We start from the raw sequence: 26,888 nt of genomic DNA, 5'->3' as shown, positions 1-26,888 counted from the left end.
GTTGACTTCATTCTGCGAGGTTCAGCGCGTCCCGCTTGAGTGCGCGGCGCTGGTCGCGGGGCTGGCGCCAGTCGTTGTTGAACACGGCCGGCTCCCAGGAACCGTAGCTCGGGTTGGGCAGCATCCACCAGCGTTGGCCGAACCAGCCGCGGTGCCGCGCCTGCAGTTCCGCGCGGGCCTCCGGCGTGTTGGCGAGGATCTGGGCGAAATCGCCGAGCTGGTCGCCGAACTGCATCAGGACCCGATAGCTGCGCCCGGCGAGCTGTCGGCGGCAGAGTTTCTCCGAACCTTCCTGCTCGCAGTCGGCGACGAAGGTGCCGAGACCGAGGAACACGCTGTCGTCCTTCACCGGCAGCCCGAGGGCGCGCAGATTCGCCAGCGTCGGCGCGATCAGATGTTCGGCGCGGTTGGAGATGTAGATCAGGGTGATGCCCCTGGCCTGCGCCGCGCGCGCGAATTCGACCACGCCCGGCACCGGCTGTGCCTTCTCCTCGCGCACCCAGGCGTCCCAGGTCGCTTCGTTGTACTCCTTGCCCTCGCGGACCAGGCGCGCCTGGTACGGCGAGTTGTCCAGCACGGTTTCGTCCAGATCCATCACGACAGCAGGCGGCAGCCCGCGTGCGGGCGTTGCGCGTTCATCCGGCACCAGCGCGTCCCAGTCCGGATCCTTCAGCGCCGCATCAAGGCGGTCGCTGGCGGCGCGGTAGACGGTCTCGGCAGCGGCGCGGTACTCGACCGAACGCTGCATCCACAGCACCGCATTCAGATTGTCGTCGGCCGCGACGGTCGCAACCGCCGGTGCATCGACGCTGGCTGCGTTGGCGGATCCGCCGTCCGGGAGGGTGCGGCAGGCGCTCAGCCCCAGCGCGGCGGTGAACAGGGCGGTGAACAGCAGTGACTGACGCATGACGGCTCCACGCGGACGGAATTCCGAAAGTGTAGCCGACGCCTGTGACACGACGGCCTAAGAGTCTGTTCAAAATCTCACCCGAATGCCGTTTTTCCTCGTCATTCCCGCGAAAGCGGGAACCCAGTGTCTGTGTGACTGCACGGGTTTCAAGACGCTGGGTTCCCGCTTTCGCGGGAATGACGAACAAATTTTTGAATTATCAAACAGATGACAAACAGGCTCTAAAGCACACCTGCGATCAACCCCAGCGCGAACACGAACAGCATCGCCGCGACGATGCGCTGGATGCCTTGCAACGTGGTTTTGCGCAACAGCCGGTTGCCGAACCACGCGCCTGCGAATGCAGCCAGCACCGCAGCGCCGAGCAGGCGGTGATCGAGCGAGCCGAAGACGCGCAGCAGCGTGCCGGCATAGACCGCCAGCCGCGACACGTCGATGACGCAGGCGATCGCCGATCCGGTGGCGACGAACGCCTGCTTGTCCAGGCCGCTGCGCGCCAGGAACGCGCTGCGCAATGCGCCCTGCATGCCGGCGAGGCCACCGAAGAATCCGCTGAGCGCGCCGCCGAGCGGCAGCCAGCGCACGTCGAATTCCAGATCGCGCAGTTTCGGCACCAGTTCGACCAGCGCGAACAGCAGCAGCAACGCGCCGATCACCGCTTTCAGCGGCAGGATCTCGAAACGATGGCCGAACGCGGTGTAGGCATGCAGCGCCGGCAGCGTGCCGAGCCGCGACAGCAGCCACGCGCCGAGCAGCGCGGCCAACAGCGCGGGTCCGCCGAAACGCAGCAGCACGCCGCGATCGATGTGCGCGCGCAGCAGCGCGAGTTTGAACAGGCCATTGAGCAGGTGCACCACGGCGGTCGCCGCGACCGCCTGTTCCAGCGGCATGAACAGCGCGAACGCCGGCAGCAGCAGCGTGCCGAGGCCGAAGCCGGAGAAGAACGTCAGCCCCGACGCCAGCAGCGCGACGATGCCGACGACGGCTATGTCCATTGGGGAATGTCCAAGTCAGCCTTCCAGCATCGCTTTGATCGCGGCGAATCCGGCGCTGGCGCGCTCCTGTTTGCGCGTGGCGTCGGCGACCGGATCCGCGCCATCGCGCTGGATTTCCGCGTCCGGCAGTTCGTCGAGGAAACGGCTCGGCGACAGCCGCAGTTTGCTTCCCCAGCGCTGCGCCTCGCGCGAGTGCGACAGCCACAGCTGTTCCTTCGCGCGGGTGATGCCGACGTACAGCAGCCGGCGCTCTTCGTCGAGGCGGCCTTCCTCGAGACTGGCTTCGTGCGGCAGGGTGCCGTCCTCGAGGCCGATGATGAAGACGTAGCGGAATTCGAGGCCCTTCGCGCCGTGCAGGCTCATCAGCCGCACCTGATTGCCCGCGTCGCTCTTGTCGGCGTGGCTGAGCAGCGCGAGCGACGCGGCGAGTTCGCCCGGGCCGCCGCCGCGCGCGCTGTCGAACCAGTCGCCGAGTTCGTCGAGGTTGCCGCGACGGATCGCGAACATCTGCTCGTTCTTGCACTGCGCGCGCAGCGCCGCGAGCAGGCCGGAGCGTTCGTTGAGTTTGCGCACCAGTTCGGACGGGGTCAGCGTGCGCGCGTCGCTGCGCAGCCCGCGCACGATGTCGACGAAACCGCTCAGCGCATTCGCCGCGCGCGGCTGCAATTGCTTGAGCAGACCGATGGATTCCGCCGCCCGCGACATCGGCAGGCCCGCCTTCTGCGCCAGTTCGGCGAGATTCGCCAGCGTGGTCGCGCCGACTTCGCGCTTCGGCGCCTGCACCGCGCGCAAAAACGCGGCATCGTCTTCCGGGTTCGCGATCAGCCGCAGCCACGCCAGCGCGTCCTTCACTTCGCCGCGGTCGAGGAACGCGGTGCCGCCGCTGAGGTGATACGGAATGCGCAGCAGCTGCATCGCTTTTTCCAGCGGGCGAGACTGGTGGTTGCCGCGGAACAGGATGCAGAATTCGTGCCACTCGGCCTGCTTCGAGTTGTGCAGGAACTGGATCTCGGCGGCGATGCGTTCGGCTTCGTGCTCGCTGTCGCGGCATTCGAGGATGCGGATGCGCTCGCCGTCGGCCTGGTCGCTCCAGAGTTTTTTCAGGTGCTCGTGCGGGTTGTTCGCGATCAGCGCGTTCGCCGCGCGCAGCACGCGGTTGCTGCAGCGGTAGTTCTGTTCCAGCTTGACGATGCGCAGCTGCGGATAATCCTTGCCGAGCTGCGACAGGTTTTCCGGGTTCGCGCCGCGCCACGCGTAGATGCTCTGGTCGTCGTCGCCGACGCAGGTGAAATGGCCTTTCTCGCCGGACAGCGATTTCAGCAGCCGATACTGCGCGTCGTTGGTGTCCTGGCACTCGTCCACCAGCAGATAGCCGATGCGCTCGCGCCAGCCCAGCGTGCAGTCGGCGTCGCTTTCCAGCAGTTGCACCGGCAGCCGGATCAGATCGTCGAAATCGACCGCATTGAAGGTGTTCAGGCGCTTCTGGTATTTCGCGTACAGCGCCGCGGCTTCGCGCTCGCGCGGGGTCTGCGCGGCGGCCAGTGCTTCCTCCGGCGACAGTCCCGCATTCTTGGCGCGCGAGATCAGGCCCTGCATCGCCTGGATCGCATCGCCTTTCGCGCCCGGCATCAGATCCTTCATCTGCCCCAGCGAATCGTCGCTGTCGAACACCGAAAACCCGCGCTTCAGCCCGACCTTCGCGTGCTCGATCTGCAGCAGCTTCAGGCCCAGCGCGTGGAAGGTGCAGATGGTCAGGCCTTCCGCTGCATCGCCCTTGATCCGGCGCGCGACGCGCTCGCGCATTTCCTTCGCCGACTTGTTGGTGAAGGTGATCGCGGCGATGCGCTTGGCCGGATAATGCTTCGACTGGATCAGGTGCGCGATCTTCTCGACGATCACGCGGGTCTTGCCGCTGCCGGCGCCGGCGAGCACCAGCAGCGGACCCTCGGCATGGAGGACCGCTTCGCGTTGGGGAGGGTTGAGGCCGCGCATGACGTGGTGAAGGAAGTCGGTATGACTGAAGTCGTATAGGACATCAGTTTACCTGTGCCGGCGCGACGATTCGGCTACCGTGTGCATCCATCACGGAAACATCCCCACCGGCACCGAGGTTCATGATGCGTTCCCTTGTCCTTTGCATCGTCATGCTGTCGGTCGCCGCCATGGCGTCCGCCGCCGACAAGCCGCCGCCGGATCCGCAGGACGATCCGCTGCTGATCACCGCCGGCTTTCTCGATCACCACCAGGACCTGAAGTACCGCATGCTCGGGCTTGAAGCCTTCAAGCAGGGTCGTTTCGATGACGCGCTGCGCTTCTTCCGACGCGCCGGTTTTTTCGCCGACAAGCCATCGCAGGGCATGGTCGCCGAGATGTACTGGAACGGCCAGGGGACGCCGCGCGACCCGGTGCAGGCCTATGTCTGGATGGATCTGGCCGCCGAGCGCGGCTATCGCGGCTTCCTGGGCCTGCGTGAGAAGTACTGGAACGCATTGAGCGATCCTGAACGGGCCCGTGCGATCGAAGCAGGACAGTCCGTGTACGCGCGCTTCGGCGACGCAGCCGCCAAGCCCCGCTACGAGCACCAGCTGCGGATCGGCAAGAGCCAGATGACCGGCAGCCGCACCGGTTTCAATCGCGGCGTGCAGATCGAGATTCCCGGGCCGTCGGGTTCGCAGGCGATCGAAGGTTCGAAGTTCTACGACGAGCGTTATTGGAACGCGAAGAAATACTGGGCGTGGCAGGACAAGCTGTGGATGAAGCCGAGGATCGGCAAGGTCGAAGTCGGCGAGCTCGAGGACGTTCGGCCGCGTGCAGCGGACGGCCCGGATTCGCGGATTCCCGCCGCCGCACCCGATGTCGATGCGACCGCGCCCGAAGTGCCCGCGTCCGAAGTGCCCGCGGCGCCGCCGTCGCCCGGACAGTGAAGCGCCGCCAAGACTGCGGTCGTTGCCGATATCCATGTTGAGGAGCACCCGATGACACGATCCACACCGCGCCTGCTCGCCATGAGCTGCGCAATGCTGCTGCCGATCGCGGCCTGCGCCGCGCCCGCCGCCGAAGCCACCGCCGGATCGACGGAGGCCCTGCAGGCGGCGACCGTCGACACCGATGCGATGGCGAAGCACGATTTCGATGCGCTGGTGAAGATGGCGTTCAACCACCCCAACGAGCTGCATCGCATCCATGCCAACAAGGCCGCCGCTTCGGGCGACTGGGGCGATGCCGCGCGTCATTTCCGGATCGCCGCGCGCCATGCCGACAAGTATTCGCAGCATCGGTTGAGCATGCTGTACTGGCATGGCGTCGGTGTCGCTGCCGACCGCGTCGAGGCCTATATCTGGGCCGATCTCGCCGCCGAGCGCGGCTATCCGCAGTTCCTCGCCATCCGCGAGAGGATGTGGGCCGAACTCACGCCGCTGCAGCAGGCCGAAGTGCCCACACGCGGCCGTGCCTTCTTCGACGAGTACGCGGATGCCGTCGCCAAGCCGCGCGTCGAGCGCGCGATCGCGCAGGGCCTGCGGCAGCGGACGGGGTCGCATACCGGCTTCGACGCCGGGCTGGTCATTTCCAGCATCGGTCCGGGCAACCAGCTGTTCGGTTCGGTCGGCGGCGTCAACCTGAAAGACATGTACGACGCCTCGCGGACCGACCCGAAGAAGTACTGGGCGTTCGAGGACATGGTCTGGAAGAACGGCCTGGTGAAGGTCGGCGAAATCGAGAACGTGGACGACGGCGCGGCGAAACCGGAAGCTGCTCCCGCGCCCTGACGCTGGCGCCGGCCCCGCGCCGGCCCCGATGTCCCGGCGGCGACGGACGACATGCGGCTTCGATGACCGTTCGTCGTCTCGCCCGGTTGACTGTTGACGGTCGATACAGCGAAGGCGTAGACAGGAACCGCACCGTACCGCTGGCTGTGCAGCGATTCCACGGGAGAGCGATGGTCATGGCAGTGAATACCGGCATCTTCATCAACAGCGCGTTGCTCTGGGTTGTGCTGTGCCCGCCAGCGTTGGCGGCCTATGCCGGCCCTCGCCCCGGAGCGACCGATGTCCGGTCCGACACGGATCGGGAGGTCATTCTCCGTTACGACGAACTGGTCCGCAGCGCGGCCTACCATCCCAACGAGCTGTATCGTTTCTATGGGCAGAGAGCGGTGGTCGATGAGCGATGGGAGGATGCCGTTCGCCATTTCCGGATTGCGGCGCGCCATGCCGACAAATACTCGCAACACCGGTTGAGCTTGTTGTATTGGTACGGGTTCGGCGTGCCCGAGGATCGGGTGGAAGCCTACGTATGGTCGGACCTCGCGGCCGAGCGGGCATACCCCCAGTTCCTTGCGATTCGCGAGCGCATGTGGCGTGAGCTGACGGTCGAGCAACAGCAGGCGGTCGCCGGGCGCGGTCGCGCGATGTATGCGCAGTACGGCGATCCCATCGCCCAGGAGCGGCTGTCGAACGCGTTGGGCCACGCGCGCAGCAGCGTCACCGGGTCTCGAACCGGGTTCAAGACCCGTCTTGAAATCGGATCGGCCGGAACACGCAACGCCCCCATCGAACACAACGCCACCGTGTTGATGGGCGGGATGGCGCGCACCAACCTGGAAAGGCTCTATGAGCCGGACCGAGTGGTGCCGCAGAAATACTGGAAAAAGCAGGATATCGCCTGGAAAAACGGAATGGTTGAAGTCGGCGAGATCGAAAACGTCGATCCTGCGGTGGACCCGCCGAAAGCGCCGAAACCCTGACGACCGAAGTGCGGGGCCGGGGGACGCATTCGCGGCGTCCGCCCTTTAAACTAGGGGCCATGGCCAAGCTCTATTTCTACTATTCGGCGATGAACGCCGGAAAGACCACGACCCTGCTGCAGTCCGCGCACAACTACCGCGAGCGCGGCATGCGGGTGTTGATCTTCACGCCCAAGCTCGATTTCCGCGGCGGCTCCGGCACGGTCGCTTCGCGGATCGGGCTCAGCGCCGAGGGCCAGGCCTTCGAGCGCGACGACGATCTGGACGCCTGGGTCCGTGCCGACATCGCCAAACACGGCAAGCTCGACTGCGTGCTGGTCGACGAGGCGCAGTTCCTCACCCGGTCGCAGGTCTGGCAGCTGAGCGAGATCGTCGACCGGCTGCGCATCCCGGTGCTGTGTTACGGCCTGCGCACCGATTTCCGCGGCGAACTGTTCGAGGGCAGCCAGTACCTGCTGGCGTGGGCCGACGAACTCACCGAGATCAAGACCATCTGCCACAGCGGCAAGAAGGCGACGATGACCGTGCGCGTGGACGAACAGGGCCACGCGCTGCAGGACGGGCCGCAGGTGGAGATCGGCGGCAACGATCGCTACGTGTCGGTCAGCCGCGACGAATACAAGAAAGTCATGCGCGGCGAAGGCCGCATCGACCCGCTGCAGCAGCCGTTGCCGTTGACCTGAGCGGGGCTCAGTCGTCGGCGGGCAGCGCCGGAAAATCGTCGCGCTGGTCGTAGAAGCCGTTGATGTCGATGCCGGCCAGATGCGCTCCGGGCGCGACGCTCAGCGAGACCGGCATCTCCGGGCATGGCGCGCGGATGCACTGCACCTGCTGCACGTGGCCACCGAGGCGTTTGACGCTTTCGTCGCTGCTGCCGATCACGATGTAATCGCCCGGCGTCACGCCATCGATGCGATAGCGGCCCTGGCCGCGACGGGTGCGCACGCAGACGGATTTCGCCGACGCTCCGCTGCCGATCGCGCAGATGCGCATCGCCGGAATCGCGTGCGCCGGGTGCGCGATGTTGCCTTCGATCGAGCCGGTTTTCGCATCGTTCCGTGCGTCGGCCGCGCGAGGCTCGGAGCCCGCGCATCCGCTGGCGATCATCGACAGCGCGATGAGACAGGCAACGAGGGAAAGCGGGGATACGGTCTGCATGATGGTGTTCTCCTGTGAGTGGATCAGCGGCAGGCACTGCGCACGCGCTGGAACTCGCGGACGAAGGCGCCGCCTTCGGGCAGCGCCGCGTCGATCTCCGCTTCGATCGCGTCGAGCATTCCCGGGTCTCCCCCGAAACCCGGCTCGCGGCAGCGCTGGTTGGCGATCGCGGTCGCGGCCAGCCATGCGACCTTGCGCAGTTCCGGATCGGATTTCGGCAGCGCGGCGAGTTGTTCGAGTTGGGTCGACACCGACGGCGGCAGATCGCCGTGCGCCAGGTCGAACAGCGCGAGCGACAGTTCCGCGCGCCGCGTATGCGGGTGCGACGGGCCATAGCCCACGCCGGCGCGGGTGAGTTTCACCGCATTGACCAGGCGCAGACGCGCGGCCGTGTATTGACCCAGTGAAGCCAGCACTTCGCCGATCATGCGCTCGGTGTCGCCGATACGCCCATGGTTCTTGCCCAGACTGGCGATGCGCAGTTTTTCGACCTGCAGCAGCAGCGGCAGTGCGGCCTGGTCGCGACCGGCGTCGTGCAGCACCATGCCCTTGTTGAACAGCACGCCCTGATAGATCCACGAGCCCGGGTCCTTGCGCAGCACCGCCAGCGCGCGGTCGAGGTGGTGCAGCGCGGTGTCGAAGTCGCCGAGTTCCCAGGCCACGATGCCCAGGCTGTTGTCGTCGCGGGCGACATCTTCGTGCTTCCTGCCCAGATGCTCGATCAGCCATTTTTGACTGCTGCGGTAAGCGTCGCCGGCTTCGCGGAAGCGGCCCAGATCGACGTGGATCGCAGCGAGCTGCCGGCGCGCGTTGACGCTCGATGGATGATCCTCGCCGTGCAGATCGAGGGCGAGACTCAGCGCATCGTGGCAATCGCGCTCAGCGATGACCAGCTGCCCGGCGTTGCGCTCCAGATCGCACAGCCGCTGCTGCAGGCCGATCGCCAGCGGGTGGCGGTTGCCCGCGCTGGCCTGCAGCTGCGCCAGCGCGTTGCTGAAACCCTCCAGCGCGGCCTGGGTGTGCCCGGCATCGCGTTCCAGATCGGCCAGATCGGCGAGGTTTTCCACCACGCCGGCCGTGTCTTCCAGGGTATTGCGGCGCACTTCCAGCGAACGCTGGAACAGCAACCGCGCGATTTTCGGTTTGCCTTCGGCGCGTTGGCAGCGGCCCAGTTCCGAATAGAACTCCGCTACCTGCACCGGCAATTGGCGCTGTTGGTCGCGGACGTCGGTTTCCAGCGGCTGCATGTGCGTGACGCACTCGGCGGGGCGACCGAGCAGGCGCAGCGTGCGCCCCAGATCCGAGGCGGAGCTCAAGCGCAGGCTGTCGGGCGGGTCCTCCAGACCGATCAGGATCGCGTTCTGGGTCCGCAACAGTCGCTCGGCTTCGCGATAGTCGCCCAGGCCCAGCCGCAGGCGCGCGATCACGCCGAACAGCTCCGCGCGATCCAGCGGCTGCCGCGCGAGCTCCCGGTTGCCGCGCTGCACGCCCGCGTCCAGCAGTTTGCGCACGTCCAGCGGCCCCTGCTGGCCGCTGCCGCCGGCCTGTTCGAACAGATTGGTGACGAATTTCTGCAACGCCTGGGCGCGGCTGGCTTCGCGCACCGCCTCTCCCGAGCGCCAGGTGACCAGCACCAGCGCCGAGGTGATCACCGCGAGTATCAGCGCCGCCGTCGCCAGCGCCCAGCGATGCCGCTGCACGAATTTGCGGCTGCGGTAGGCCATGCTCTGCGGCCGTGCCAGCACCGGTTTGCCTTCGAGATAGCGGTGCAGATCGAGCGCCATCGCTTCGACCGACGGGTAGCGATGCTCGGGTCGTTTAGACAGCGCCTTGAGCACGATGTTGTCCAGATCGCCGGCGATCTCTCGCGCGCGTCGCCGCAGCGCCGGGGTGCGCGAGGGGTCGCTGTCGGCTTCGCGCAGCAGATTCGCCGACGGCTTCAGCGGGTCGGAGATCAGGATCGCCTCTTCCCATTCCGCGTCGGTCTGCCGTTTCAGCTTGTAGGGCTTGGTTTCGGCCAGCAGTTCGTACAGCACCACGCCGAGCGAATACACGTCGGTCATCGTGGTCACCGGCTCGCCGCGGATCTGTTCGGGCGCGGCGTAGTGCAGGGTGAAGGCGCGGACTTCGGTGTGGGTGTTGTCGCGGCCGGGCTCCGGGCCGTCGAGCAGTTTGGCGATGCCGAAATCCAGCAGCCGCACTTCGTCCAGCGGCGTGACCATGATGTTCGACGGCTTCAGGTCGCGATGCACGATCAGGTTCGCGTGCGCGTGGCTGACCGCTTCGCAGACCTGCAGAAAGAGTTTCAGCCGCGTTTCGGTGCCCAGGTCGCGGCTGCGGCACCAGTCGGTGATCGGTTCGCCTTCGACGTATTCCAGCGCGAGATAGGGCTGGTTGTCGGTGCTGATGCCGGCGTCGAGCAGCCGCGCGATGTGCGGATGACCCAGGCGGGCGAGGATCTGGCGCTCACGGGTGAAGCGCTGGCGCAGATTGGGGTCGGCCAGACCGGGCCGCAGCAGTTTCAGCGCGACCCGACGCTGGTAAAGGCCATCGGCGCGTCGCGCCAGCCAGACCTGGCCCATGCCGCCTTCGCCCAGCAGCCGGTCGAGTTTGTACGGACCGATCATCGAGTCCGCTTTCGCCATCGGCGGCGGCGTCACCAGCGGTTCGGAGAGGAAGTCCTCGTTGTCGTCTTCCAATGCCAGCAGGGTTTCGATCTCCGCCGCCAGCGCCGGATCTTCCTCGCGCAGCGCATCAAGACGCGCGGCGCGCGCCTCGCCATCGAGTTCGAGCAGCGCGTCGAGCAGTGGCGACAGGCGCTGCCAGCGTTCGGCGTCCATCGATCGACCGCGTCAGCGCTCGCCGTTCTCGTCGCCGAGCGAGGCCAGCAGGAACATCCGCGCCTTCTGCCAGTCGCGGCGGATGCTGCGCTCCGAACGTTTCAGCAGTTCGGCGATTTCCTGTTCGGACAGGCCGGCGAAATAGCGCAGCTCCACCACTTGGGCGAGCTTGACGTCGACAGCGGCGAGCTTGGTCAGTGCGGTGTCCAGACCGAGCATGTCCTCGTCCAGGCGCAGGCCGCCTTCGACATCGTCCGGCAGTTCGGTGACGCGGTGCAGATCACCGCCACGCTTCTGTGCGAGCCGCTGGCGGGCGTAGTCGACCACCACGCTGCGCATCGCCGAGGCGGCGTAGGCGAAGAAGTGCGCGCGATCGTCGAACTGCACATCGCGGCGGCCGATGAGTTTCAGGTAGGCCTCGTGCACCAGCGCGGTCGCGTCGAGGGTTTGTCCGTACTGTCCGGCCAATTGTCGCCGGGCCATCGCGTGCAGCTCGTGGTAGAGCGTGCCGAGCACGCGGTCGAGCGCGGCGCGGTCGCCGTCGCGGGCGGCGTCGAGCCATTGGGTGATGTCGGCGTGTTCGCTATCGCTCATGGGCCGGCCCGGTGCCTCATCGATTGGAGATGGACTATACCGCAGCCCTACCCCGGACCGTCATCGCGGGCGCTGGCCTCATCGCTGGCAGTGCCCGCACCACACCGTGGCCCGCTGCGCCAGCATCGCCTGCTTCAACGGTCGCCCGCAGCGCGGGCAGGGCTCACCGCCGCGCCCGTAGGCCGACAACTCCTGCTCGAAGTAACCCGGCATGCCGTCCGGGCTGATGAAATCGCGCAGCGTGGTGCCACCGCGTTCGATCGCATAGGCCAGGATGCGGCGGATCTCCTGCGCGATCGTGGCATAGCGTTCGCGCGAGACCTTGCCCGCCGCGCGCAGTGGCGACACGCCGGCCGCGAACAGCGCTTCGGCCGCGTAGATGTTGCCCACGCCGACCACGATCTTCTGATCCATCAGGAATGCCTTCACCGGCACCTTGCGTCCGCGACTGCGTGCGAACAGCAGGTCGCCGTCGAAGTCGTCCGACAGCGGCTCCGGCCCCAGATCGCGCAGCAGCGAGTGGGTCTGGCCCGGCGCTTGCCAGAGCAGACAGCCGAAACGTCGCGGATCGTTGAAGCGCAGCACCTTCGCTGCCGTCTTGCCTTTGCCGTCGATCCGTCTTGCCTCGATCAGCATGTCCACGTGATCGTGCGCCTGCACCGGCGTGTTCGCCGGCAGCACGCGCATGCTGCCGGACATGCCCAGATGCCAGACCGCCGTGCCGGCATCGGTGTCCATCAGCAGGTATTTCGCGCGCCGGCGTATCGACAGGATGGTCTGCGACGGCAGCAGCGTTTCGACCTCGCGCGGAATCGGCCAGCGCAGATCCGGCCGGCGCAGGGTCACCGCGGCGATGCGGCGGCCTTCCAGATGCGGCGCCAGGCCGCGACGCGTGGTTTCGACTTCGGGCAGTTCGGGCATGACTCGGTCAACGTTCCTGTGCGGCATCCATGGGATCGAGCAAGCATCACGGCGCCGGCAGCGTCACCGTCGCACGCAGGCCGCCGAGGGTCGGCGACGTGTCCAGTGCGATCTCGCCGCCGTGCAACTGCAGGGCGTGGGCGACGATCGACAGGCCCAGGCCGCTGCCTTCGACACCGGTGCCGAGTTCGCGATGGAAACGGTCGAACACGCGTTCGCGCGCCTCCTCCGGAATGCCGGGCCCCGAGTCTTCGACCACCAGCATCGCGCGGTCGCCGTCGCGGCCGACGCGCACGGCGATCGTGCCGTCGGGCGGGGCGTAGCGCACCGCGTTGTCCAGCAGGTTGCGCACCAGCGCGTCGATGACCGGTTCGTCGCCGAGCACGGTCGCGGGTTCCGCCGTGAGCCGGATGCGTTTGCCGTCGGCGGCGCCGAGTGCGGCGCAGTCGCGCTCATGGCGCTGCACGGTTGCGGTGAGGTCGATGCTCCGGCGCGCGTGCGCGCCGCCGCCGTTCTCGATCCGGCTGAGCGCGAGCAGTTGCGCGACCAGACGCTCCATCCGGTGGATGCCGGCATCGAGATGCTGCTGCGACTGTTCGCGTTCGCCGTTGGTGCTGGACTGGCGCAGGTTGTAGGCGTGCACCTTCAGCGCTGCGATCGGCGTGCGCAGTTCGTGGGCGGCATCGGCGGTGAAGCGGCGTTCCCGCGACAGCGCTTTGTCCAGCCGATCGAGCAGCCCGTTCACCGCCTTGACGATGCCCTGGATCTCGTGCGGCACCTGCTCCAGTTCGATGGCTTCGAGGCGATTCGGCGCGCGCTGTTCCACGGCATCGGAGACACGCTGCAGGCTGGCGCAGGCCCAGTCGACCGCGAACCAGGCGCACAGCGCCAGCAGCGGCAGCGCCGCCAGCAGCGGCAGCAGCGTGCCGAACGCGATTTCCCTGGCGATCTCTTCGCGGATGCCGGAAAGTTCGCCGGACTGGTACCAGCGACCGGACGGCGCTTCGAGCGAGAACGTGCGCCAGTGTTCGCCGTCGATCTTGAGGTTGGCGAAGCCGGGCTCGAGCGGCGCAAGCGCATGATCGGGGCCGCTGTCGGAGCGCAGCAGCAGCGCGCCGCGCGCATCGCGGACCTGGAACGCGAGCTTGGTCTCGTAGGCATGGCCCTCGGTCATGGCCAGCGCTTCGCCGGTGCCGGTCGCCTGTCCGCGCCAGACCTTGATGACCAGCGGTTCGTCGCTGCTGGCGCCGTCGGCGTGCGCGGTGAGATCGTCGAAGGGCTCGTCGACCAGGCTCATCAGCACGCGCGAGGAATGCGCGAGTTTGGCGTCGAACAATTCGCCGGCTTCCTGCAGGCCGGCGCGGTAACTGAAACCGGCGGCGACCAGAAGCACCAGCGAGGTCACGCCGATGATCGACAGCAGCAGCGCGCGACGGATCGACTTCACATGGATCGACGGCATGTGGATCGATGTCATGCGTCGCGATCCCCTGTCGAGGCCTGCGCGACTTTTTCGTCCAGCGCATAGCCGATGCCGCGCAGGGTGCGGATCAGCGCCGGATCGAGTTTCTTGCGCAGCGCATGGATGTGCACATCGAGCGCGTTGCTCGCCACGTCCTCGTCCCAGCCGTACAGGCGCTGCTGCGCGGATTCGCGCGAGATCGGGCGCCCGCGATGCTCCATCAGCAGCCGCAGCAGCGCGAACTCGCGTCGCGGCAGGTCCAGCGGTTTGCCGCGCCACACCACCGCGAGTCGGGCCGGGTCCAGTTCCAGCGCGCCCACGCGCAGCATCGGCGTGGTGCGGCCATTCGTGCGCCGCAGCAGCGCGCGCACGCGGGCCAGCAGCTCATGGGTGTCGAAGGGTTTGCCCAGATAATCGTCCGCGCCGGCATCCAGGCCCAGCGTGCGGTCGCTGGCGCGCTCGCGCGCGCTCAGGACCAGGATCGGGAGGTCGACGCCCGCCTGTCTTGCCTGGCGGATGACTTCCATCCCGTCCATGTGCGGCAAGCCAAGATCGAGCACGACCAGATCGATGCCGCCGTCCTTGATGGCGACCAGCGCGCTGGTGCCGTCGCGCAGCCAGTCGACGCTGAAAGCCGCGCGCCGCAGCGCGGTGCGGATGCCGTCACCCAGGGATTCGTCGTCTTCGACCAGCAGAATGCGCATCCGCCGAGTGTGCGGCGCCGCTCACTCGCCGGCAAGCTTCGCGCGCACTTTGGCGAGCAGCGCGGTGGCTTCCTTGCGGCGGCCCTGGTCGGCCACTTCGCGGCCCGGACGCGCCGGTGCGGCCAGCGCCTTGTCGAGCGCGGCGGCGGCGCCCTTCCAGTCGCCCTGGTCCTGCAGGAAATCGCCGTAGAAATAGTTCGGATCGATGCCGTTCGGATTCACCTGCAGGCCCTTGCGCAGCAGTTCGCGCGCTTTCTTGTCGTCGCCGAAACCGACCGGCCAACCCGGCACCGAGTAATACAGCACGCCGAGGCTGGTGTAGGCCGAACCGTCGAGCGCGGCCGGGTCGAGCTTGATCGCCTGTTCGAAATCGGCGCGCGCCTGCTTGGCGAGGCCCAGCGCGCCGAGGCCGCCGCGTTCGCCGGCGAAACTCGACAGCACGATGCCTTCCCAGATCAGCGCATTCGCGTCCTTCGGCTGCGCCGCGCGCGCGGCGGCGGCCTGCTTGGCCAGCGCGTCGAACGCGGCCTCGCGCTGCTTCTTCGGCGTGTTGTAGTTGACCTCGGCCCAGCGGTCGCGCACGGCGCCCACCTGCGGCGAAAGATCGCCGGCGATCGCGAACATCGAAGCGGTGAGCAGCACGGTGGCCACTGCGGCGGCGAGCATGCGGTTGCGGAAACGGATCATGGCGGTTCTCCTTGGAAACGAAACAGGGACGATGGTGCGCGCGGCTGGCTGGCGATCAGCGATGGTCAGCGGCGCGCGTGACGGCGGATGATGGCGAGCTGCGATTTCAGATTGCGGTCGACCAGTGCCGGCAGCGCGCCGTTGATGCGCGCGAAGAGCTTCTCCGGCCAGCCGATCTGCATCCGCGGACGGCCGCTGGCGATCGCGGCCACCAGTTGCGCGGCGACATCGGCGGGCTCGTCTTCGGCGACTTTCATTTCCTTGTTCATCGCTTCCACCGCCGGTGTGTTGAACGCGGTGCGGGTGGCGCGCGGCGACAGGAACTGGAACTGCAGGTTGCGGTCGGCGTATTCGCGCGACAGGCCCTCCATCAGTCCGCGCAGGCCGAACTTGGTCGCGCTGTACGCGGCGAAGCCGGGAAACGCCAGGCTGCCGAAAGTCGAACCCACCGCGACCACCGCCGCCTGCGGATGACGCTGCAGCGTCGGCAGCAGGCCATGGATCAGCGTCATCGGCGCGAGCAGATTGGTATCGACCAGGTCGCGCAGCTCGTGCATCGATTGCTCCTCGAACAGGCCGAACGCGCTCTGCGCATGCGCGAGCACCAGGATCGACGGCGTCTGCTGCAGCGTCGATGCGACCGCGATCACGTGCGCGCGTCCGCTGTCGGTGGCCAGGTCCGCGACCAGCGGCACCACCCGGCCGCCGGATTGCTGCTGTGCGAGCTGCTGCAGGCGCGATTGGTTGCGGCCGACCGCGATCACCCGTGCGCCGGCCTCGACCAGCGCGTCGCACAGCGCCGCGCCGATCCCGCCGCTGGCGCCGGTGAGCAGCACGGTGCGGCCGGAGAGCGCGATCATGCCGCCTGCTCCAATGCATCGCTGCCATCGCGCAGGCTGCGGAACACGTCGCCGTAGAGTTTGTAGAAGCGTTTCGCCGCGTGGATCACCGCGCGACGGTCGTCTTCGTCGTCGAGCCGGTTCATCAGCCCTTCGTAGACGGCGATATGTCCGATATCGAGGTCGCCGTGCGAGCGCAGGTACGAAAACGCGTTGCGCGGCAGGCCGAGCGTGGTTTCGATGGTCTCGGCCGCGCGCGTGGCCAGCGCCACGCTGGTGCCTTCCAGCACCAGCACCATGCCGAAGAACCCGACCGGATTGCCGCGCGCGATGGTGTCGTAGGCGTAGGCGACCATCAGTTCGGTGGCTTCGGCCGGCTGCGATTCCGCGACCCGGGCGCGATCCGCGCCGCAGGCGGCCAGGTCGTCGAGGATCCATTCGTGGTGGCCCATTTCCTCTTCGATGTATTCGCCGACCGCCGTGCGCAGCCATTCCAGCCGCGCCGGCAACCGCCCGCCGCAGGCCATCAGCAGCGGCACCGTATGGCGCACGTGATGGAAGGCCTGGGTGAGGAAGGCGATGTAGTCGTCGCGCGCGATCTTCCCGGCCAGCGCAGCCTGGATGATCGGGATGGACAGCAGCGACTGGCGTTCGCGCTGGGTCTCGGCGAGCAGGCGATCGTGGAAAGGCAGGGCATGAACCGTCATGCGGACACTCCGTGAGCGGTGGATTCGAACGCCGTCGCGTAACGCGCATCGACGGCGGCGCGATAGCGCGCGAGGATGGTGTCGCGGCGCGGGCGGCCGTTGCTGGTCAGCAGGCCATCGGCGAACGAGAACGGCGCATCGGCGCGCACGATGTCCTGGAGCTGCGCGTAGTCGGGCAGGCCGCGATTGACTTCGACCAGCGCTTCGAGCAGCGCGGCATCGTCGAGATCCGCGCGACGCGGCCAGACGATGGCGACATTGAACGGCCGCGCTTCGCCGTGCGCGATCGCCTGCGCGAACGCAGGGTGCTGCAGCAGTTCGCTTTCCACCCACTCCGGCGACACGTTGCGGCCGAACGAGGTGATGAACACGTTCTTGCGCCGGCCGGTGATATGCACGTAGCCGTCTGCATCGATATGGCCGAGGTCTCCGGTGGCGATGGCGCCGGCCGGCGGTCCGTCCTCGCCGAGATAGCCCAGACAGCGCACGCCTTCGACGAACAGTTCGCCGTCGACCACCGAGACCTTGGCGTGCGGCAGCGACCTGCCGACGCTGCCCATGCGCGATGCGCCCGGGCGATTCAGGCAGACCACCGACGCGCATTCGCTCAGACCGTAGCCTTCGTACACCGGCAGCCCGAGCGCTTCGGCGCGCGCCAGCAGCGCGGGGCCGACGCGTCCGCCGCCGACGGCGAGAAATTTCAGCGAGTCCGGCAGCGTCGCGCCGCGTTCGGCCGCCATCACCAGCGCCAGCAGCAACTGCGGCAGCAGGATCGCGCTGTCGGGCCGGTAGCGGTGCAGGCAGGCGATCAGGGTCGGCACATCCAGCCCCGACGCGCCGGTGTAGCCCACTTCGGCCAGCGTCGGCACCGCGATTTCGGCGCCGGAGAGCAACGCCGCGTACAGGCCGGCGACGTTCTCCAGCAGCGTCGACAGCGGCATCAGGCACAGATGACGTTTCGGCGCGAGCGGCGCAGCGGCATCGGACAGCGATTGCGCGACCGCGAGCAGCGCGGCGGCATCGAGGCACACGCCTTTCGGTGCACCGGTGGTGCCCGAGGTGTAGGTGATGCAGGCGGTGCCCGGCGGCAGAACCACCGGCGTCGGATCGAGCCGCAGCAATGTGAGGTTGTCGCCGAGCGCTTGCGCCGGACACGCGGCGAAGGCGTCGGGCAGCGCTGCGCCTGCGGGCACGATCACCGCGTCGGCGCCGCTGCTCGTCAGCGCATGCGCGACCTGAGTGGGCGAAAAAAACGTCGGCAGCGGCACATGCACGGCGTCGAGCGCACGGATCGCGAGATCCAGCATCAGCCAGTCCGGACCGTTGTCGAGCCGAGTGGCGATGCGGCGCGCGCCGGTGGCGGCGAGGGTGGCGGCGAGCGTCCGCACGCCTTCGCCCACCGCGGCATCGTCCAGCGCACCGCCGTTCCACAGCACGCGCGTCGCACTGCCATGCAGGCGGTCGAGCAACGGCGCGAAGGTGTTCACCGCCGGCATGCTCACAGCGCACCTGCAGCGAGGCAGGGCAGCAGCGGCATCGCCAAGGTCGTCTTCGACACATTGTCCGCGCGCTGCAGATAGGCGTGCCCGGCCGCGATATCGCCGAACATCAGCTTCGGCTGCGCGTCGTAGTAGCGACCCCAGTGGTTGTGGTCGTCGATCAGGCGCGAGGCATTGGCGTCGGCCAGTTCGACCGTCGCCAGATGCAGGCGGTCGAAGGCGTTGCGCAACTGCCGGGTCGCCGCGAACATGACCCAGCGGAAGCCGGCCGAGTGCAGCCAGCAGGTCAGATGCAGGATCAATTCGCGCGCATCGCCGGCCGTCAACGCGCCGAAATTGCCGACTTCGACCAACTGGTCGCGCATCACCGGGCCGCCGATGGCATGGGCAATGGCGGCCTCGGCGGGCACGTCGAGATACTGTTCGACGAACAGCGGGCCTTCGTTGCCGCTGCGCAGCCCGACCGCCGCCTGCAGGCCGCCCGCAGCGTTGCGGAACGCCAGCAGATGCGGCAGGAATCGGGTCAGTTCGGCGCCATAGCGCAGGCGGTAGACCTGGGCGATGAAAGCCTCGGTTTCGGTGCGTCGCGCGTCGTCGATGCCGATCAGGGCACCATTCGCGAACCCGTGCGGGCGCTGTGCGGAAACGTAAGGCAGGGTCGGTGTCATGAGGCCGCATCATCATCGGCGGCGATTAAGCGAAGATGATTCGTTTGTTAGCGGGATGTGAGCGCCGGATTAGACTTTCATTGCGCTGTGACGCGCTCGACGTTCGCATCCCGTCGCCGATGCGAACGATTGTCGACAAGCGCCCTCGGTCGTTCGATCACGAACGGCGGATTGCCGCACGGGTCTTCACGGCGCCGCGCATGCGCTCGCGCGTGCATGCATCAGCGCGCGGTCGCGCGCGTTGGCGGCGAGCGATGCCGCGCGTTCGAATTCACCGCTAGCTTCCTCGCGACGCCCCAGCTGTTCGAGCAGATCGCCGCGAACCGCGTACAGCAGCCCGTAGTCGCGCAGTGCGGCGGCGTCGCGCAAGGCATCGACCAGCACCAGGGCGGCCAGCGGCCCTTGCGCCTTCCCGACCGCGACCGCGCGATTCAGTTCGACGACGGGCGACGGCTGTACTTCGGCCAGCCCCGTATACAGCGCCGCGATCCGCGACCAGTCGGTGTCCTCGGCGCGCGTCGCACGCGCATGGCATGCGGCAATGGCGGCCTGCAGCGCGTAGGGACCCTGCGCGCCGCCGAGCCGTTGCGCCCGGGCGAGCGAGTTCAAGCCGCGCCGGATCTGCAGGCGGTCCCAGCGCGCGCGATCCTGTTCCAGCAACAGCACCGGGCTGCCATCGGCGGCAATGCGCGCCTTGGCGCGCGAAGCCTGCAGCTCCATCAGCGCCAACAGCCCCGAGGCTTCTGCTTGCTGCGGCAACAGGCCGACCAGCACGCGGCCGAGCCTCAGGGCTTCCTCGCACAGCGCGGGCCGCATCCAGTCCTCGCCGGCACTGGCCGCATAGCCTTCGTTGAAGACGAGATAGATCACTTCGAGCACCGCATCCAGGCGCTCGCCCAGCGCGGCCTTGCGCGGCACCTCGAACGGCACCCGTTTCTCCGCCAGCGTTCGCTTGGCGCGGACGATGCGCTGCGCCACGGTCGCTTCCGGCTGCAGGAAAGCGCGCGCGATCTCCGCCGTGGTCAGCCCGCCGAGCAGGCGCAGGGTCAGCGCGACGCGCGATTCCAGCGGCAGCGCCGGATGGCAGGCCACGAACACCAGACGCAGCAGGTCGTCGCCGATGTCGTCGTCCGCATGTTCGTCGGCGCGATCGTGGACCATGTCCGCTCCGTGCAGCTGCAGTTCCGCAGCATATTCGGCCTGTTTTCCCGCATGCAGCGCGCGTTGCCGCAGATGGTCGATGGCGCGGTGTTTCGCCGTCGCCATCAGCCATGCCGCCGGGTTGTCCGGCATGCCATCGCGCGGCCAGCGTTCCAGCGCGGCGACCAGCACGTCCTGGGCCAGCGCCTCGGCGGTGCCGAGGTCGCCGGTCATGCGGGCGATACGCGCGACCAGCCGCGGCGATTCCATCCGCCACAGCGCGTCGAGGCTGCGATGGAGACGGTCGCCGGTCATCGCTGTCGCGGCGCCGCCCGCATCGCGCTCACAACGTGACGACAGGCTTGAAGCCGCCCCAGAACATCCGCTTGCCGTCGAACGGCATGGACTTGGGATCCATCAATGCCAAGCGCGGGTCGGCCATCACCTGCTTGTTGATCTTGTCGCGGTGCGCGCGGGACTTGTAGACGATCCACGAAAACACCACCACTTCGTCGGCTTTCAGCTTCACCGCCTGCGGAAACGAGGTGAGCTTGCCCGGCATCACGTCGTCGGCGACGCATTCGACGTATTCGAGCGCGCCGTATTCCTTCCAGATCTTTCCGGCCTTGCGGGCCAGTTTCCGGTAGGCGGCGAGATTCTTCTTCGGGACAGGCAATACGAATCCATCGACATAAGCCATGTGCGTTCTCCTCTGTGGTTGCGGGATGTGGATCGGCGCGGGATCAGGCGCCGTCTGCGATGTCCGGCTCGACCAGCCGGGCGAGCTGGGACAGCGACTCCTGCCAGCCGAGGCAACACATTTCGGTTGGGATCGCTGCTGGAATTCCGCTCTGAACGATCTGCAGTTCGGTGCCGCAGGACACCGGACGCAGCAGGATCTCCACCGCCATGTCGCCGGGCAGGTTCGGATCGTCGAAGCGGTCCGTGTAGCCTATGCGCGCGTTCGGTTCGAGCACGGTATAGGTGCAAACGAAACTGTGCTGCGCGCCGGTGCCGAAGTTGGTGAAGCTCATGCGATAGCCGCCGCCGACGCGCACATCCGAATGATGGACCCTGGCGACGAATCCGTATGGCGGCAGCCATTTCGCCTTGGCATCGAGATCCACGAAAGCGCGATAGACGCGTTCGGGCGGTGCGCGCAGAACGCGGTGGAAGCGGACCGTGCCGGTCTCGGTGGTCATCGGGGAAACTCCTGTGCAGTCATGGTGTGGATCGCGCCGGGGAGTCAGGCGTCCGCTTGCGGGAAGCTGGACTCGTCCATCCAGAACACTTCCCACTGGTGTCCGTCGAGATCCTCGAAACCGTGCTGGTACATGAAACCGTGGTCGTTGATCTGCATCGGCGTGGCCGCGCCGGCGGCGACCGCCTTCGCGACCAGCGCGTCGACCTCTTCGCGCGATTCGCATGAAAGCGCCAGCAGCGTTTCGGTGGCGGCATGTGCATCGGCGACCGGCTTCTTCGTGAAACCGGCGAAGAACGGTTTCGCCAGCAGCATCACCTGGATGTGTTCGGAAATCACCAGGCAGGTGGCGTTCTCGTCGGTGAATTTCGGATTGAAGCCGAAGCCCAGCGCGGCGAAGAACGCGATGGTGCGGTCGAGGTTCTCGACCGGAAGATTGACGAACAGCTGGCGGGCTTTGGACGCGTGGGTCATGACTCGGACTCCTTCATGCAGTTGATCATCCACGGTTTGCCGAAGCGGTCGGTGAACGCAGCCCAACGATGCGCCCAGAACGTCTCCTGCAGCGGCATCTGCACCTCGCCGCCTGCGGACAGTGCCTGATAGATGCGCTCCGCCTCTTCGATCGTATCCAACGAAATGTTCACGCAGGTGCCCTGGCCGCTGGCGGTGTGCGGCGGCGGGCCGTCGGCGCCCATCAGCACCGCGTCGCCCACCTCCAACCGGCTGTGCATGATCAGGCCATGGTTGTCGGCCGGCATTTCATCGCGCATCGGCGAATCGCCGTAGGTCATGCGCATGGTGATCTCGCCTTTGAAGGATTCGCGATAGAAATCGAAGGCGGCGCGGCAGTTGCCGTTGAAGTTGAGGTAGGCGATGAAGCGCATGGCGGTCTCCGTCGATGGGAAGGGATCGGTGGATCAGGCGCAGGAGGAACTGCCGGGATCCATGTACAACACGTTCCAGCGATGGCCGTCGGGGTCGCAGAAACCGCAGCCGTACATGAAGCCCTGGAATTCGGCGGGCTCGGCGAATACGCGGCCACCGGCGGCGCGTGCGCGCGCGGCGATCTCGTCCACGTCGCGCCGGCTGTCCGCGCCGATCGAGAACAGCACTTCCGAACCCGTGGCCGGATCGCTCACCGGATGCTGCACGAAGCCGGCGAATGCCTCGCGGGCGAACAGCATCAGGATGACCCGCTTGTCGCCGATGGCGAAACTCGCCGACGTCGCGGTGTTGCCGGGGCCGGGCTGGGGCGCGAAACCGATCGCCTCGAAAAAGCGCGAGGCGGCGGCGATATCGCTCACCGGCAGATTCAGCCAGACATCGTTGGGCATGGTCGTGGTCCTGTCATGGTTGCGGGGCGGCTCATGCCGATGGCGGCGAGCGTTCCAGGCGCTCGCGCAGTTGGTCTTCCTGTGCGCGCAATTCGGGCGTGAACGCCTCGCCGAAGTCGTCGGCCTCGAACACCGGGCGGATTTCGATCTCGCTGGGGCCCGGATGCGGATTCGGGCAGCGGCGCGCCCATTCGATGGCCTCGTCGATCGAGCGCACCTGCCACAGCCAGAAGCCCGCGATCTGCTCCCTGGTCTCGGCGAACGGACCGTCGACCACCCGCCGCTGCGGACCGTCGAACTGCACGCGCACGCCCTGCGCCGTGGGCTTCAGGCCCTCGCCCGCCAGCATCACGCCGGCATTGACCAGATCTTCGTTGAAACGGCCCATCGCCGCCAGCAGATCCCGGTCCGGCAGGACACCGGCTTCGGAGTCGGCGGTGGCCTTCACGATCACCATCACTTTCATCGTCTCGTCCTCGTTGGAGAGGGGCCGTAGCGGGCCCGTTCAGGGCGTTCATGCCGGATACGACGAACGGGGAGACACGGGATCGACACGATCATGAAAATATTTTTCGCAGCGACTCGGGCATCATAGACGGGGTCGAGCCCACGAGGAATGGCGATGCAATATCTGCTGCTGGTCTATACCGATCCCGAGCTGATGGCGACCCTGCCGCAGGCGGAATACGACCGTTTGATGCACGGTTGCATCACCCATGCCGACGAACTGCGCGAAGCGGGTTGCCTGCTCGGCTCGCAGCAGTTGGAGGCGCCCGCAGAGGCGCGCACCGTGCGCGTCCGCGAGGGCGCGGCGCGGGTGATCGATGGGCCGTTCGCGGAAACCAAGGAAGTGCTGGCGGGTTTCAATCTGATCGAAGCGGACAGCATGGAGGAGGCGGTGCGGATCGCGCACGAGTTTCCGTGGATACGGTTCGGCAGCATCGAGGTGCGGCCGGTGCGGGATTTCGATGCGGTGCGCAGGCGGGTGGGGGCGTGAGGAATCGGGTCGATTTTCTCTATGTGGTGTGCAGGTAACGCCTGGAATCTTTTTCGCGCACCAGCGCGAAAAAGGCTCCGGGCCTTACCCATACACCATCAAGCAAAACACCCCCCATCACTGATTCACATCTCGATAAAGCAGCATCGCGCCAAGCTGCTGCTCCTTCTCGTCATCGAACCCGCACGTCGCCGTCCATTCCGCCGGATTCTCGTAGGTCCCGAACAGCATGTCCCACCAGACGATATCGCCATAGTTGTTCCTGTGCCGGCCGTATTGATGATGGATGCGGTGCATTTCCGGACGTTGGAAAACATAGCCGACCCAGCGCGGCGTCCTCACGCTGGTGTGGTAGAAGAATTCGCCGAGCGCCGTGCACAGGGTGTAGATCGCGGCTGCTTCCATCGACAGCCCCAGCACCGTGTACACGAGCAGACTGCCGAGCAACGAATTGACCACCATCTCGCCAGGATGCTTGTAGAACGAGGTGGCGACTTCCAACCGCTGCGGGCTGTGGTGGATCTGGTGGAACCCGCGCCAGAGCAGATCGACTTCGTGACGCCAGCGGTGCCACCAATAGAACACGAACGTGGCGATGACATACGCAAGCAGGCCGCCGACTGCGGGCGGCACGTGCGCCGGGAGCTGGAACAGCGATGCCGAGGACAGCCAGCGTTCCCAGCTCACGCCGGCAAGCAGTACGACCCCGAGCTGGACGGCATTGACCAGCACCACGCGCAGCGGCCAGGTCTTGACCTTCGGCAGCGGCCAGCCCGGGAACAGGCGCTCGACGATGAAGCAGAACGCGAACGCGGCAAAGATGATCTTCAGCATGGCCTGCACTCCAGTCGCCGATGTGTGCGGAGATACGGGAAGGCTGGTGGCGGCCGGGCAGGATTCAATTCCGGATGCGGGTGGTCGTGCCGCGTGCCACGTTGCGTAGCGGATACCGATACCGCCGCGATGCCGGCCGCTCCGGCAGACCGCGCGCCACGCTTGCCCGCGCTTCGTGCGCTTGCCATGATCCGCTGGTGCGCGATGACCCAGACCTAGCCGTTCGATCGTCCACGGAGGAGGTGCAGAGCCTGATCGGCCCGCACGATCCCCCGGTCTGGACCTGTCTGCCCGGCGCATCCAGCCGGGCCCTGCTGCTCTGCGATCACGCCTCCGCCGTGGTGCCGGCCAAGCTCGCCCAGCTCGGACTGCCCGAGCCCGCCTTCCGCGAGCATATCGCCGTCGATCTGCACGCCGCCGCCGTCACCCGCCTGCTCGCCGCGCGTCTGGACCTGCCTGCGTTCCTGCATGGCTATTCGCGGCTGGTCGTCGACGCCAATCGCTACTACGACGATGCCACCCTGTGCCCCGCGCACAGCGACGGCACCACCGTGCCGGGCAATCTCGATCTGGATCACGCCGCGCGGCGGCAGCGCTGGCAACAGCTCCATCAGCCGTACCACCGCGCCATTTCCGATTGGCTGCAGCCGCACCTCGATGCCGGCGCGTCCCCGGCGCTGATCTCCATCCACAGCTTCGCTCCCGAACTCGGTGGGCAGACCCGGCGTTGGCCGATCTCGGTGCTGTGGAACGAGGATGGCCGCATCGCCCTGCCGTTCATGGATGCGCTGCGGGTGCTCGAGGGTCTGGATGTCGGCGACAACGAACCGTATTCCGGCCGCGTCGGGTTCGGCTACACCATCGCCGAACACGCCGAGGCGCGTGGCTTGCCGCATCTGCTGATCGAGCTGCGACAGGATCTGCTCGAAAGCGCGACCCAGCGCGAGCAGTGGGCCGATCTGATCGCGCGCAGGCTCGCGCCGCTGCTCGACGATCCGGCGCTGTACCGCCGGTTTCGATCCTAGGCGCGTTTCACGAAGGGGAGCGGCGATGGGCGATGACGATCGAGATTCCGATTTCGGGCACGGTGCCCATCAACAGTCTGGCTCCGAACGCGAACGCGCGATCTTCCTGTCGCTGCAAGCGCGGCTGGAACCGATGTTCCGCGAGGTCTACGCCGATCCGCTGGCCGAACGCACGGTCGTGGTCATTCCCGGTCTGAGTCTCGATCAGGAGACCTTGGCGCACATCGTCGGTGCCTCGCACTACGAGGAACGCCAGCTCAGCATGCTGATGCTGTTGCGGCTGCCGCGCACCCGCGTGGTGTTCGTCACCAGCACGCCCGTCGACCCGGTCATCATCGACTATTACCTGAGTCTGCTGTCGGGCATCCCGAGCGATCATGCGCGTCGGCGCCTGACCCTGCTCTCGGCCTACGATTCCAGCGCGCGATCGCTGACCTCGAAGATCCTCGCCCGGCCGCGCCTGCTGCAGCGCATCCGCGACGCGGTCGCCGATCCGGCCACCGCGCATCTGAGCTGCTTCAATGCGACCACCGAAGAAGTCGCGCTCGCGGTGCGCCTGGGCATTCCGCTGTACGCCTGCGATCCGGCCCTGGCCGGGTTCGGCACCAAGAGCGGCAGCCGGCGTGCGTTCCGAGACGCGGGCGTGCCGCTGCCGGACGGGTCCGAAGGGCTGCGCAATCCCGATGAGCTGCACGAAGCGCTCGCCGCGCTGAAACGGCGCAATCCCGATCTGCGCCGTGCGGTGGTCAAACTCGAGGAAGGGTTTTCGGGCGAAGGCAATGCCGTGTTCGACTTCGACGACATCGAAGCCGATGCGGTCGTGCCGGCTTGGATCAAGCGCGAGATGCCGCATCGGCTGGTGCCGGAAGCGGCCGGCCTGAGCGTCGAGGCCTATCTGGCAAAATTCGCGCGGATGGGCGGTGTGGCCGAAGCGTGGCTGGAGGGCGAAGACAAACGGTCGCCGTCGGTGCAGATGCGGATCACGCCGATCGGTACGCTCGAAATCATTTCCACCCACGACCAGCTGCTCGGCGGCCACAGCGGGCAAGTCTTTCTCGGCAGCACGTTTCCCGCCGATGCGCGCTACCGCGGATCGCTGCAGGCGGCCGGTGCGCGCATCGGCGAGATTCTGCGCGGCGGCGGCGTCCTTGGCCGCTTCAGCGTCGATTTCATCACCGTGCGCGAAGGCGACGCATGGCAGCACCATGCGATCGAGATCAATCTGCGCAAGGGCGGCACCACATTGCCGTTCCAGATGCTGCAGTTCCTCACCGCCGGCCGTTACGACCCGGAGCGCTGCGAATTCCTCACCCCGACCGGCCAACAGCGCGTGTACTACGCCACCGACAACCTGTGCCGGCCGGAGTATCGCAAGCTCACCCCCGACGATCTCGTCGATCTGATCGTCGAGCATCGCCTGCACTTCGACCCCACGCATCAACAGGGCGTGGTCTTCAACCTGATCGGCGCGCTCAGCGAATTCGGCAAGCTGAGCCTGATCAGCATCGCCGACACGCATGCGAACGCCGAAGACCTGTATCGCCGCACGGTCGCGGTGATCGATCGCGAGGTCGGTATCGGGCCCGATTGATTCCGTCGTGTCGCTGCGTCGCGTTCGCGGTGCCG

The 26,888-nt window shown here is 67.1% G+C and carries 29 protein-coding genes; 7 read left to right on the top strand and 22 right to left on the bottom strand.

The features are described from left to right. Positions 1-7: 7 nt before the first annotated feature. The 3 genes from HOP03_05810 to HOP03_05800 form a co-directional block, all read right to left on the bottom strand. On the bottom strand, positions 8-907 hold the full coding sequence (locus HOP03_05810; protein NOT87679.1) for a 5'-nucleotidase, lipoprotein e(P4) family: 900 nt from the start codon (positions 905-907) through the stop codon (positions 8-10). A 224-nt stretch (positions 908-1,131) separates the two neighbouring features. Beyond that, the gene (locus HOP03_05805; GenBank protein NOT87678.1) at positions 1,132-1,905 is read right to left on the bottom strand and encodes a TSUP family transporter; all 774 of its coding nucleotides are present in this window, start codon (positions 1,903-1,905) and stop codon (positions 1,132-1,134) included. Positions 1,906-1,920: 15 nt separating this feature from the next. Next, complete coding sequence (locus HOP03_05800) at positions 1,921-3,897, bottom strand: UvrD-helicase domain-containing protein (GenBank protein ID NOT87677.1); 1,977 nt, start codon at positions 3,895-3,897, stop codon at positions 1,921-1,923. Between the two features lie 125 nt (positions 3,898-4,022). Here HOP03_05800 and HOP03_05795 point away from each other — a divergent pair, with 125 nt between their 5' ends. The 4 genes from HOP03_05795 to HOP03_05780 all read left to right on the top strand — a co-directional run bounded on the left by HOP03_05795 (position 4,023) and on the right by HOP03_05780 (position 7,332). Next, positions 4,023-4,829: a hypothetical protein gene (locus HOP03_05795; protein ID NOT87676.1), complete on the top strand. Its 807-nt coding sequence runs from the start codon at positions 4,023-4,025 to the stop codon at positions 4,827-4,829. A 51-nt stretch (positions 4,830-4,880) separates the two neighbouring features. Further along, positions 4,881-5,672, top strand: coding sequence for a sel1 repeat family protein (locus tag HOP03_05790; GenBank protein ID NOT87675.1), 792 nt, complete (start codon positions 4,881-4,883; stop codon positions 5,670-5,672). 176 nt (positions 5,673-5,848) lie between these two features. Beyond that, a complete protein-coding gene (locus HOP03_05785) occupies positions 5,849-6,649 on the top strand; it encodes a sel1 repeat family protein (GenBank protein NOT87674.1) in 801 nt (266 codons plus the stop codon). A 59-nt stretch (positions 6,650-6,708) separates the two neighbouring features. Then, positions 6,709-7,332: a thymidine kinase gene (locus HOP03_05780; protein ID NOT87673.1), complete on the top strand. Its 624-nt coding sequence runs from the start codon at positions 6,709-6,711 to the stop codon at positions 7,330-7,332. Between the two features lie 7 nt (positions 7,333-7,339). Here the strand turns inward: HOP03_05780 and HOP03_05775 are convergent, their stop codons facing one another. The 18 genes from HOP03_05775 to HOP03_05690 all read right to left on the bottom strand — a co-directional run bounded on the left by HOP03_05775 (position 7,340) and on the right by HOP03_05690 (position 22,872). Beyond that, positions 7,340-7,807 carry a hypothetical protein gene (locus tag HOP03_05775; GenBank protein ID NOT87672.1) on the bottom strand — a complete coding sequence of 156 codons (468 nt, stop codon included), beginning with the start codon at positions 7,805-7,807 and terminating at the stop codon, positions 7,340-7,342. A gap of 23 nt (positions 7,808-7,830) precedes the next feature. Next, a complete protein-coding gene (locus HOP03_05770; GenBank protein NOT87671.1) occupies positions 7,831-10,647 on the bottom strand; it encodes a serine/threonine protein kinase in 2,817 nt (938 codons plus the stop codon). 12 nt (positions 10,648-10,659) lie between these two features. Then, the gene (locus HOP03_05765; GenBank protein ID NOT87670.1) at positions 10,660-11,241 is read right to left on the bottom strand and encodes a sigma-70 family RNA polymerase sigma factor; all 582 of its coding nucleotides are present in this window, start codon (positions 11,239-11,241) and stop codon (positions 10,660-10,662) included. 78 nt (positions 11,242-11,319) lie between these two features. Continuing rightward, positions 11,320-12,162: a bifunctional DNA-formamidopyrimidine glycosylase/DNA-(apurinic or apyrimidinic site) lyase gene (gene mutM / locus HOP03_05760; protein ID NOT87669.1), complete on the bottom strand. Its 843-nt coding sequence runs from the start codon at positions 12,160-12,162 to the stop codon at positions 11,320-11,322. Positions 12,163-12,208: 46 nt separating this feature from the next. Continuing rightward, entirely contained in the window at positions 12,209-13,588 is a 1,380-nt protein-coding gene (locus HOP03_05755) for a two-component sensor histidine kinase (GenBank protein ID NOT87668.1), read from the bottom strand. A gap of 47 nt (positions 13,589-13,635) precedes the next feature. Continuing rightward, positions 13,636-14,328, bottom strand: a complete 693-nt coding sequence (locus HOP03_05750) for a response regulator transcription factor (GenBank protein ID NOT87667.1) — start codon at positions 14,326-14,328, stop codon at positions 13,636-13,638. Between the two features lie 21 nt (positions 14,329-14,349). Then, a complete protein-coding gene (locus HOP03_05745; GenBank protein NOT87666.1) occupies positions 14,350-15,015 on the bottom strand; it encodes a hypothetical protein in 666 nt (221 codons plus the stop codon). Between the two features lie 65 nt (positions 15,016-15,080). Continuing rightward, positions 15,081-15,872 (bottom strand): SDR family oxidoreductase, encoded by a 792-nt coding sequence (locus HOP03_05740; protein ID NOT87665.1) that lies wholly within the window; start codon positions 15,870-15,872, stop codon positions 15,081-15,083. Next, entirely contained in the window at positions 15,872-16,546 is a 675-nt protein-coding gene (locus HOP03_05735; GenBank protein NOT87664.1) for an iron-containing redox enzyme family protein, read from the bottom strand. Before HOP03_05735 ends, HOP03_05740 begins: the two co-directional genes overlap by 1 nt. An 11-nt stretch (positions 16,547-16,557) precedes the next feature. Continuing rightward, positions 16,558-18,057, bottom strand: coding sequence for an AMP-binding protein (locus tag HOP03_05730; GenBank protein NOT87663.1), 1,500 nt, complete (start codon positions 18,055-18,057; stop codon positions 16,558-16,560). Between the two features lie 2 nt (positions 18,058-18,059). Further along, on the bottom strand, positions 18,060-18,728 hold the full coding sequence (locus HOP03_05725; GenBank protein NOT87662.1) for a thermostable hemolysin: 669 nt from the start codon (positions 18,726-18,728) through the stop codon (positions 18,060-18,062). Between the two features lie 186 nt (positions 18,729-18,914). Beyond that, complete coding sequence (locus HOP03_05720) at positions 18,915-20,183, bottom strand: RNA polymerase sigma factor (GenBank protein NOT87661.1); 1,269 nt, start codon at positions 20,181-20,183, stop codon at positions 18,915-18,917. Between the two features lie 28 nt (positions 20,184-20,211). Beyond that, positions 20,212-20,568 (bottom strand): DUF1428 domain-containing protein, encoded by a 357-nt coding sequence (locus HOP03_05715; GenBank protein NOT87660.1) that lies wholly within the window; start codon positions 20,566-20,568, stop codon positions 20,212-20,214. Between the two features lie 43 nt (positions 20,569-20,611). Then, positions 20,612-21,070 (bottom strand): SRPBCC family protein, encoded by a 459-nt coding sequence (locus HOP03_05710; protein ID NOT87659.1) that lies wholly within the window; start codon positions 21,068-21,070, stop codon positions 20,612-20,614. 44 nt (positions 21,071-21,114) lie between these two features. Then, on the bottom strand, positions 21,115-21,543 hold the full coding sequence (locus tag HOP03_05705; protein ID NOT87658.1) for a glyoxalase/bleomycin resistance/extradiol dioxygenase family protein: 429 nt from the start codon (positions 21,541-21,543) through the stop codon (positions 21,115-21,117). After that, positions 21,540-21,956, bottom strand: a complete 417-nt coding sequence (locus HOP03_05700; protein ID NOT87657.1) for a VOC family protein — start codon at positions 21,954-21,956, stop codon at positions 21,540-21,542. The genes HOP03_05705 and HOP03_05700 overlap by 4 nt, the downstream gene beginning before the upstream one ends. Before the next feature lie 33 nt (positions 21,957-21,989). Beyond that, positions 21,990-22,406 carry an extradiol dioxygenase gene (locus HOP03_05695; GenBank protein NOT87656.1) on the bottom strand — a complete coding sequence of 139 codons (417 nt, stop codon included), beginning with the start codon at positions 22,404-22,406 and terminating at the stop codon, positions 21,990-21,992. 31 nt (positions 22,407-22,437) lie between these two features. After that, the gene (locus HOP03_05690) at positions 22,438-22,872 is read right to left on the bottom strand and encodes a YciI family protein (protein ID NOT87655.1); all 435 of its coding nucleotides are present in this window, start codon (positions 22,870-22,872) and stop codon (positions 22,438-22,440) included. Between the two features lie 156 nt (positions 22,873-23,028). On the opposite strand from HOP03_05690, the gene HOP03_05685 reads away from it, so the two are divergent. Then, positions 23,029-23,403, top strand: a complete 375-nt coding sequence (locus HOP03_05685) for a YciI family protein (protein NOT87654.1) — start codon at positions 23,029-23,031, stop codon at positions 23,401-23,403. Positions 23,404-23,520: 117 nt separating this feature from the next. Here HOP03_05685 and HOP03_05680 read toward each other — a convergent pair whose 3' ends face one another. Further along, on the bottom strand, positions 23,521-24,237 hold the full coding sequence (locus HOP03_05680) for a sterol desaturase family protein (protein NOT87653.1): 717 nt from the start codon (positions 24,235-24,237) through the stop codon (positions 23,521-23,523). Between the two features lie 242 nt (positions 24,238-24,479). On the opposite strand from HOP03_05680, the gene HOP03_05675 reads away from it, so the two are divergent. Together HOP03_05675 and HOP03_05670 are read left to right on the top strand one after the other, a co-directional pair. Further along, positions 24,480-25,262: an N-formylglutamate amidohydrolase gene (locus HOP03_05675; protein ID NOT87652.1), complete on the top strand. Its 783-nt coding sequence runs from the start codon at positions 24,480-24,482 to the stop codon at positions 25,260-25,262. A 25-nt stretch (positions 25,263-25,287) separates the two neighbouring features. Continuing rightward, entirely contained in the window at positions 25,288-26,853 is a 1,566-nt protein-coding gene (locus HOP03_05670; protein NOT87651.1) for a carboxylate-amine ligase, read from the top strand. Positions 26,854-26,888: the final 35 nt, after the last annotated feature.

It is taken from the genome of Lysobacter sp. (assembly GCA_013141175.1).
Classification (GTDB): Bacteria; Pseudomonadota; Gammaproteobacteria; order Xanthomonadales; family Xanthomonadaceae; genus Lysobacter_I.
This window is presented reverse-complemented; position numbering and strand designations above follow the sequence as displayed.

What these genes read in the sequence shown, in the direction of transcription:
- HOP03_05790 (NOT87675.1), top strand. Translation starts at nt 4,881, where the DNA reads ATGACACGATCCACACCGCGCCTGCTCGCCATGAGCTGCGCAATGCTG.
- HOP03_05770 (NOT87671.1), bottom strand. Translation starts at nt 10,647, where the DNA reads ATGGACGCCGAACGCTGGCAGCGCCTGTCGCCACTGCTCGACGCGCTG.
- HOP03_05750 (NOT87667.1), bottom strand. Translation starts at nt 14,328, where the DNA reads ATGCGCATTCTGCTGGTCGAAGACGACGAATCCCTGGGTGACGGCATC.
- HOP03_05745 (NOT87666.1), bottom strand. Translation starts at nt 15,015, where the DNA reads ATGATCCGTTTCCGCAACCGCATGCTCGCCGCCGCAGTGGCCACCGTG.
- HOP03_05720 (NOT87661.1), bottom strand. Translation starts at nt 20,183, where the DNA reads ATGACCGGCGACCGTCTCCATCGCAGCCTCGACGCGCTGTGGCGGATG.
- HOP03_05705 (NOT87658.1), bottom strand. Translation starts at nt 21,543, where the DNA reads ATGACCCACGCGTCCAAAGCCCGCCAGCTGTTCGTCAATCTTCCGGTC.
- HOP03_05730 (NOT87663.1), bottom strand. Translation starts at nt 18,057, where the DNA reads ATGCCGGCGGTGAACACCTTCGCGCCGTTGCTCGACCGCCTGCATGGC.
- HOP03_05695 (NOT87656.1), bottom strand. Translation starts at nt 22,406, where the DNA reads ATGCCCAACGATGTCTGGCTGAATCTGCCGGTGAGCGATATCGCCGCC.
- HOP03_05700 (NOT87657.1), bottom strand. Translation starts at nt 21,956, where the DNA reads ATGCGCTTCATCGCCTACCTCAACTTCAACGGCAACTGCCGCGCCGCC.
- HOP03_05670 (NOT87651.1), top strand. Translation starts at nt 25,288, where the DNA reads ATGGGCGATGACGATCGAGATTCCGATTTCGGGCACGGTGCCCATCAA.
- HOP03_05765 (NOT87670.1), bottom strand. Translation starts at nt 11,241, where the DNA reads ATGAGCGATAGCGAACACGCCGACATCACCCAATGGCTCGACGCCGCC.
- HOP03_05685 (NOT87654.1), top strand. Translation starts at nt 23,029, where the DNA reads ATGCAATATCTGCTGCTGGTCTATACCGATCCCGAGCTGATGGCGACC.
- HOP03_05775 (NOT87672.1), bottom strand. Translation starts at nt 7,807, where the DNA reads ATGCAGACCGTATCCCCGCTTTCCCTCGTTGCCTGTCTCATCGCGCTG.
- HOP03_05805 (NOT87678.1), bottom strand. Translation starts at nt 1,905, where the DNA reads ATGGACATAGCCGTCGTCGGCATCGTCGCGCTGCTGGCGTCGGGGCTG.
- HOP03_05680 (NOT87653.1), bottom strand. Translation starts at nt 24,237, where the DNA reads ATGCTGAAGATCATCTTTGCCGCGTTCGCGTTCTGCTTCATCGTCGAG.
- HOP03_05715 (NOT87660.1), bottom strand. Translation starts at nt 20,568, where the DNA reads ATGGCTTATGTCGATGGATTCGTATTGCCTGTCCCGAAGAAGAATCTC.
- HOP03_05690 (NOT87655.1), bottom strand. Translation starts at nt 22,872, where the DNA reads ATGAAAGTGATGGTGATCGTGAAGGCCACCGCCGACTCCGAAGCCGGT.
- HOP03_05800 (NOT87677.1), bottom strand. Translation starts at nt 3,897, where the DNA reads ATGCGCGGCCTCAACCCTCCCCAACGCGAAGCGGTCCTCCATGCCGAG.
- HOP03_05785 (NOT87674.1), top strand. Translation starts at nt 5,849, where the DNA reads ATGGCAGTGAATACCGGCATCTTCATCAACAGCGCGTTGCTCTGGGTT.
- HOP03_05810 (NOT87679.1), bottom strand. Translation starts at nt 907, where the DNA reads ATGCGTCAGTCACTGCTGTTCACCGCCCTGTTCACCGCCGCGCTGGGG.
- HOP03_05710 (NOT87659.1), bottom strand. Translation starts at nt 21,070, where the DNA reads ATGACCACCGAGACCGGCACGGTCCGCTTCCACCGCGTTCTGCGCGCA.
- HOP03_05780 (NOT87673.1), top strand. Translation starts at nt 6,709, where the DNA reads ATGGCCAAGCTCTATTTCTACTATTCGGCGATGAACGCCGGAAAGACC.
- mutM (NOT87669.1), bottom strand. Translation starts at nt 12,162, where the DNA reads ATGCCCGAACTGCCCGAAGTCGAAACCACGCGTCGCGGCCTGGCGCCG.
- HOP03_05795 (NOT87676.1), top strand. Translation starts at nt 4,023, where the DNA reads ATGCGTTCCCTTGTCCTTTGCATCGTCATGCTGTCGGTCGCCGCCATG.
- HOP03_05725 (NOT87662.1), bottom strand. Translation starts at nt 18,728, where the DNA reads ATGACACCGACCCTGCCTTACGTTTCCGCACAGCGCCCGCACGGGTTC.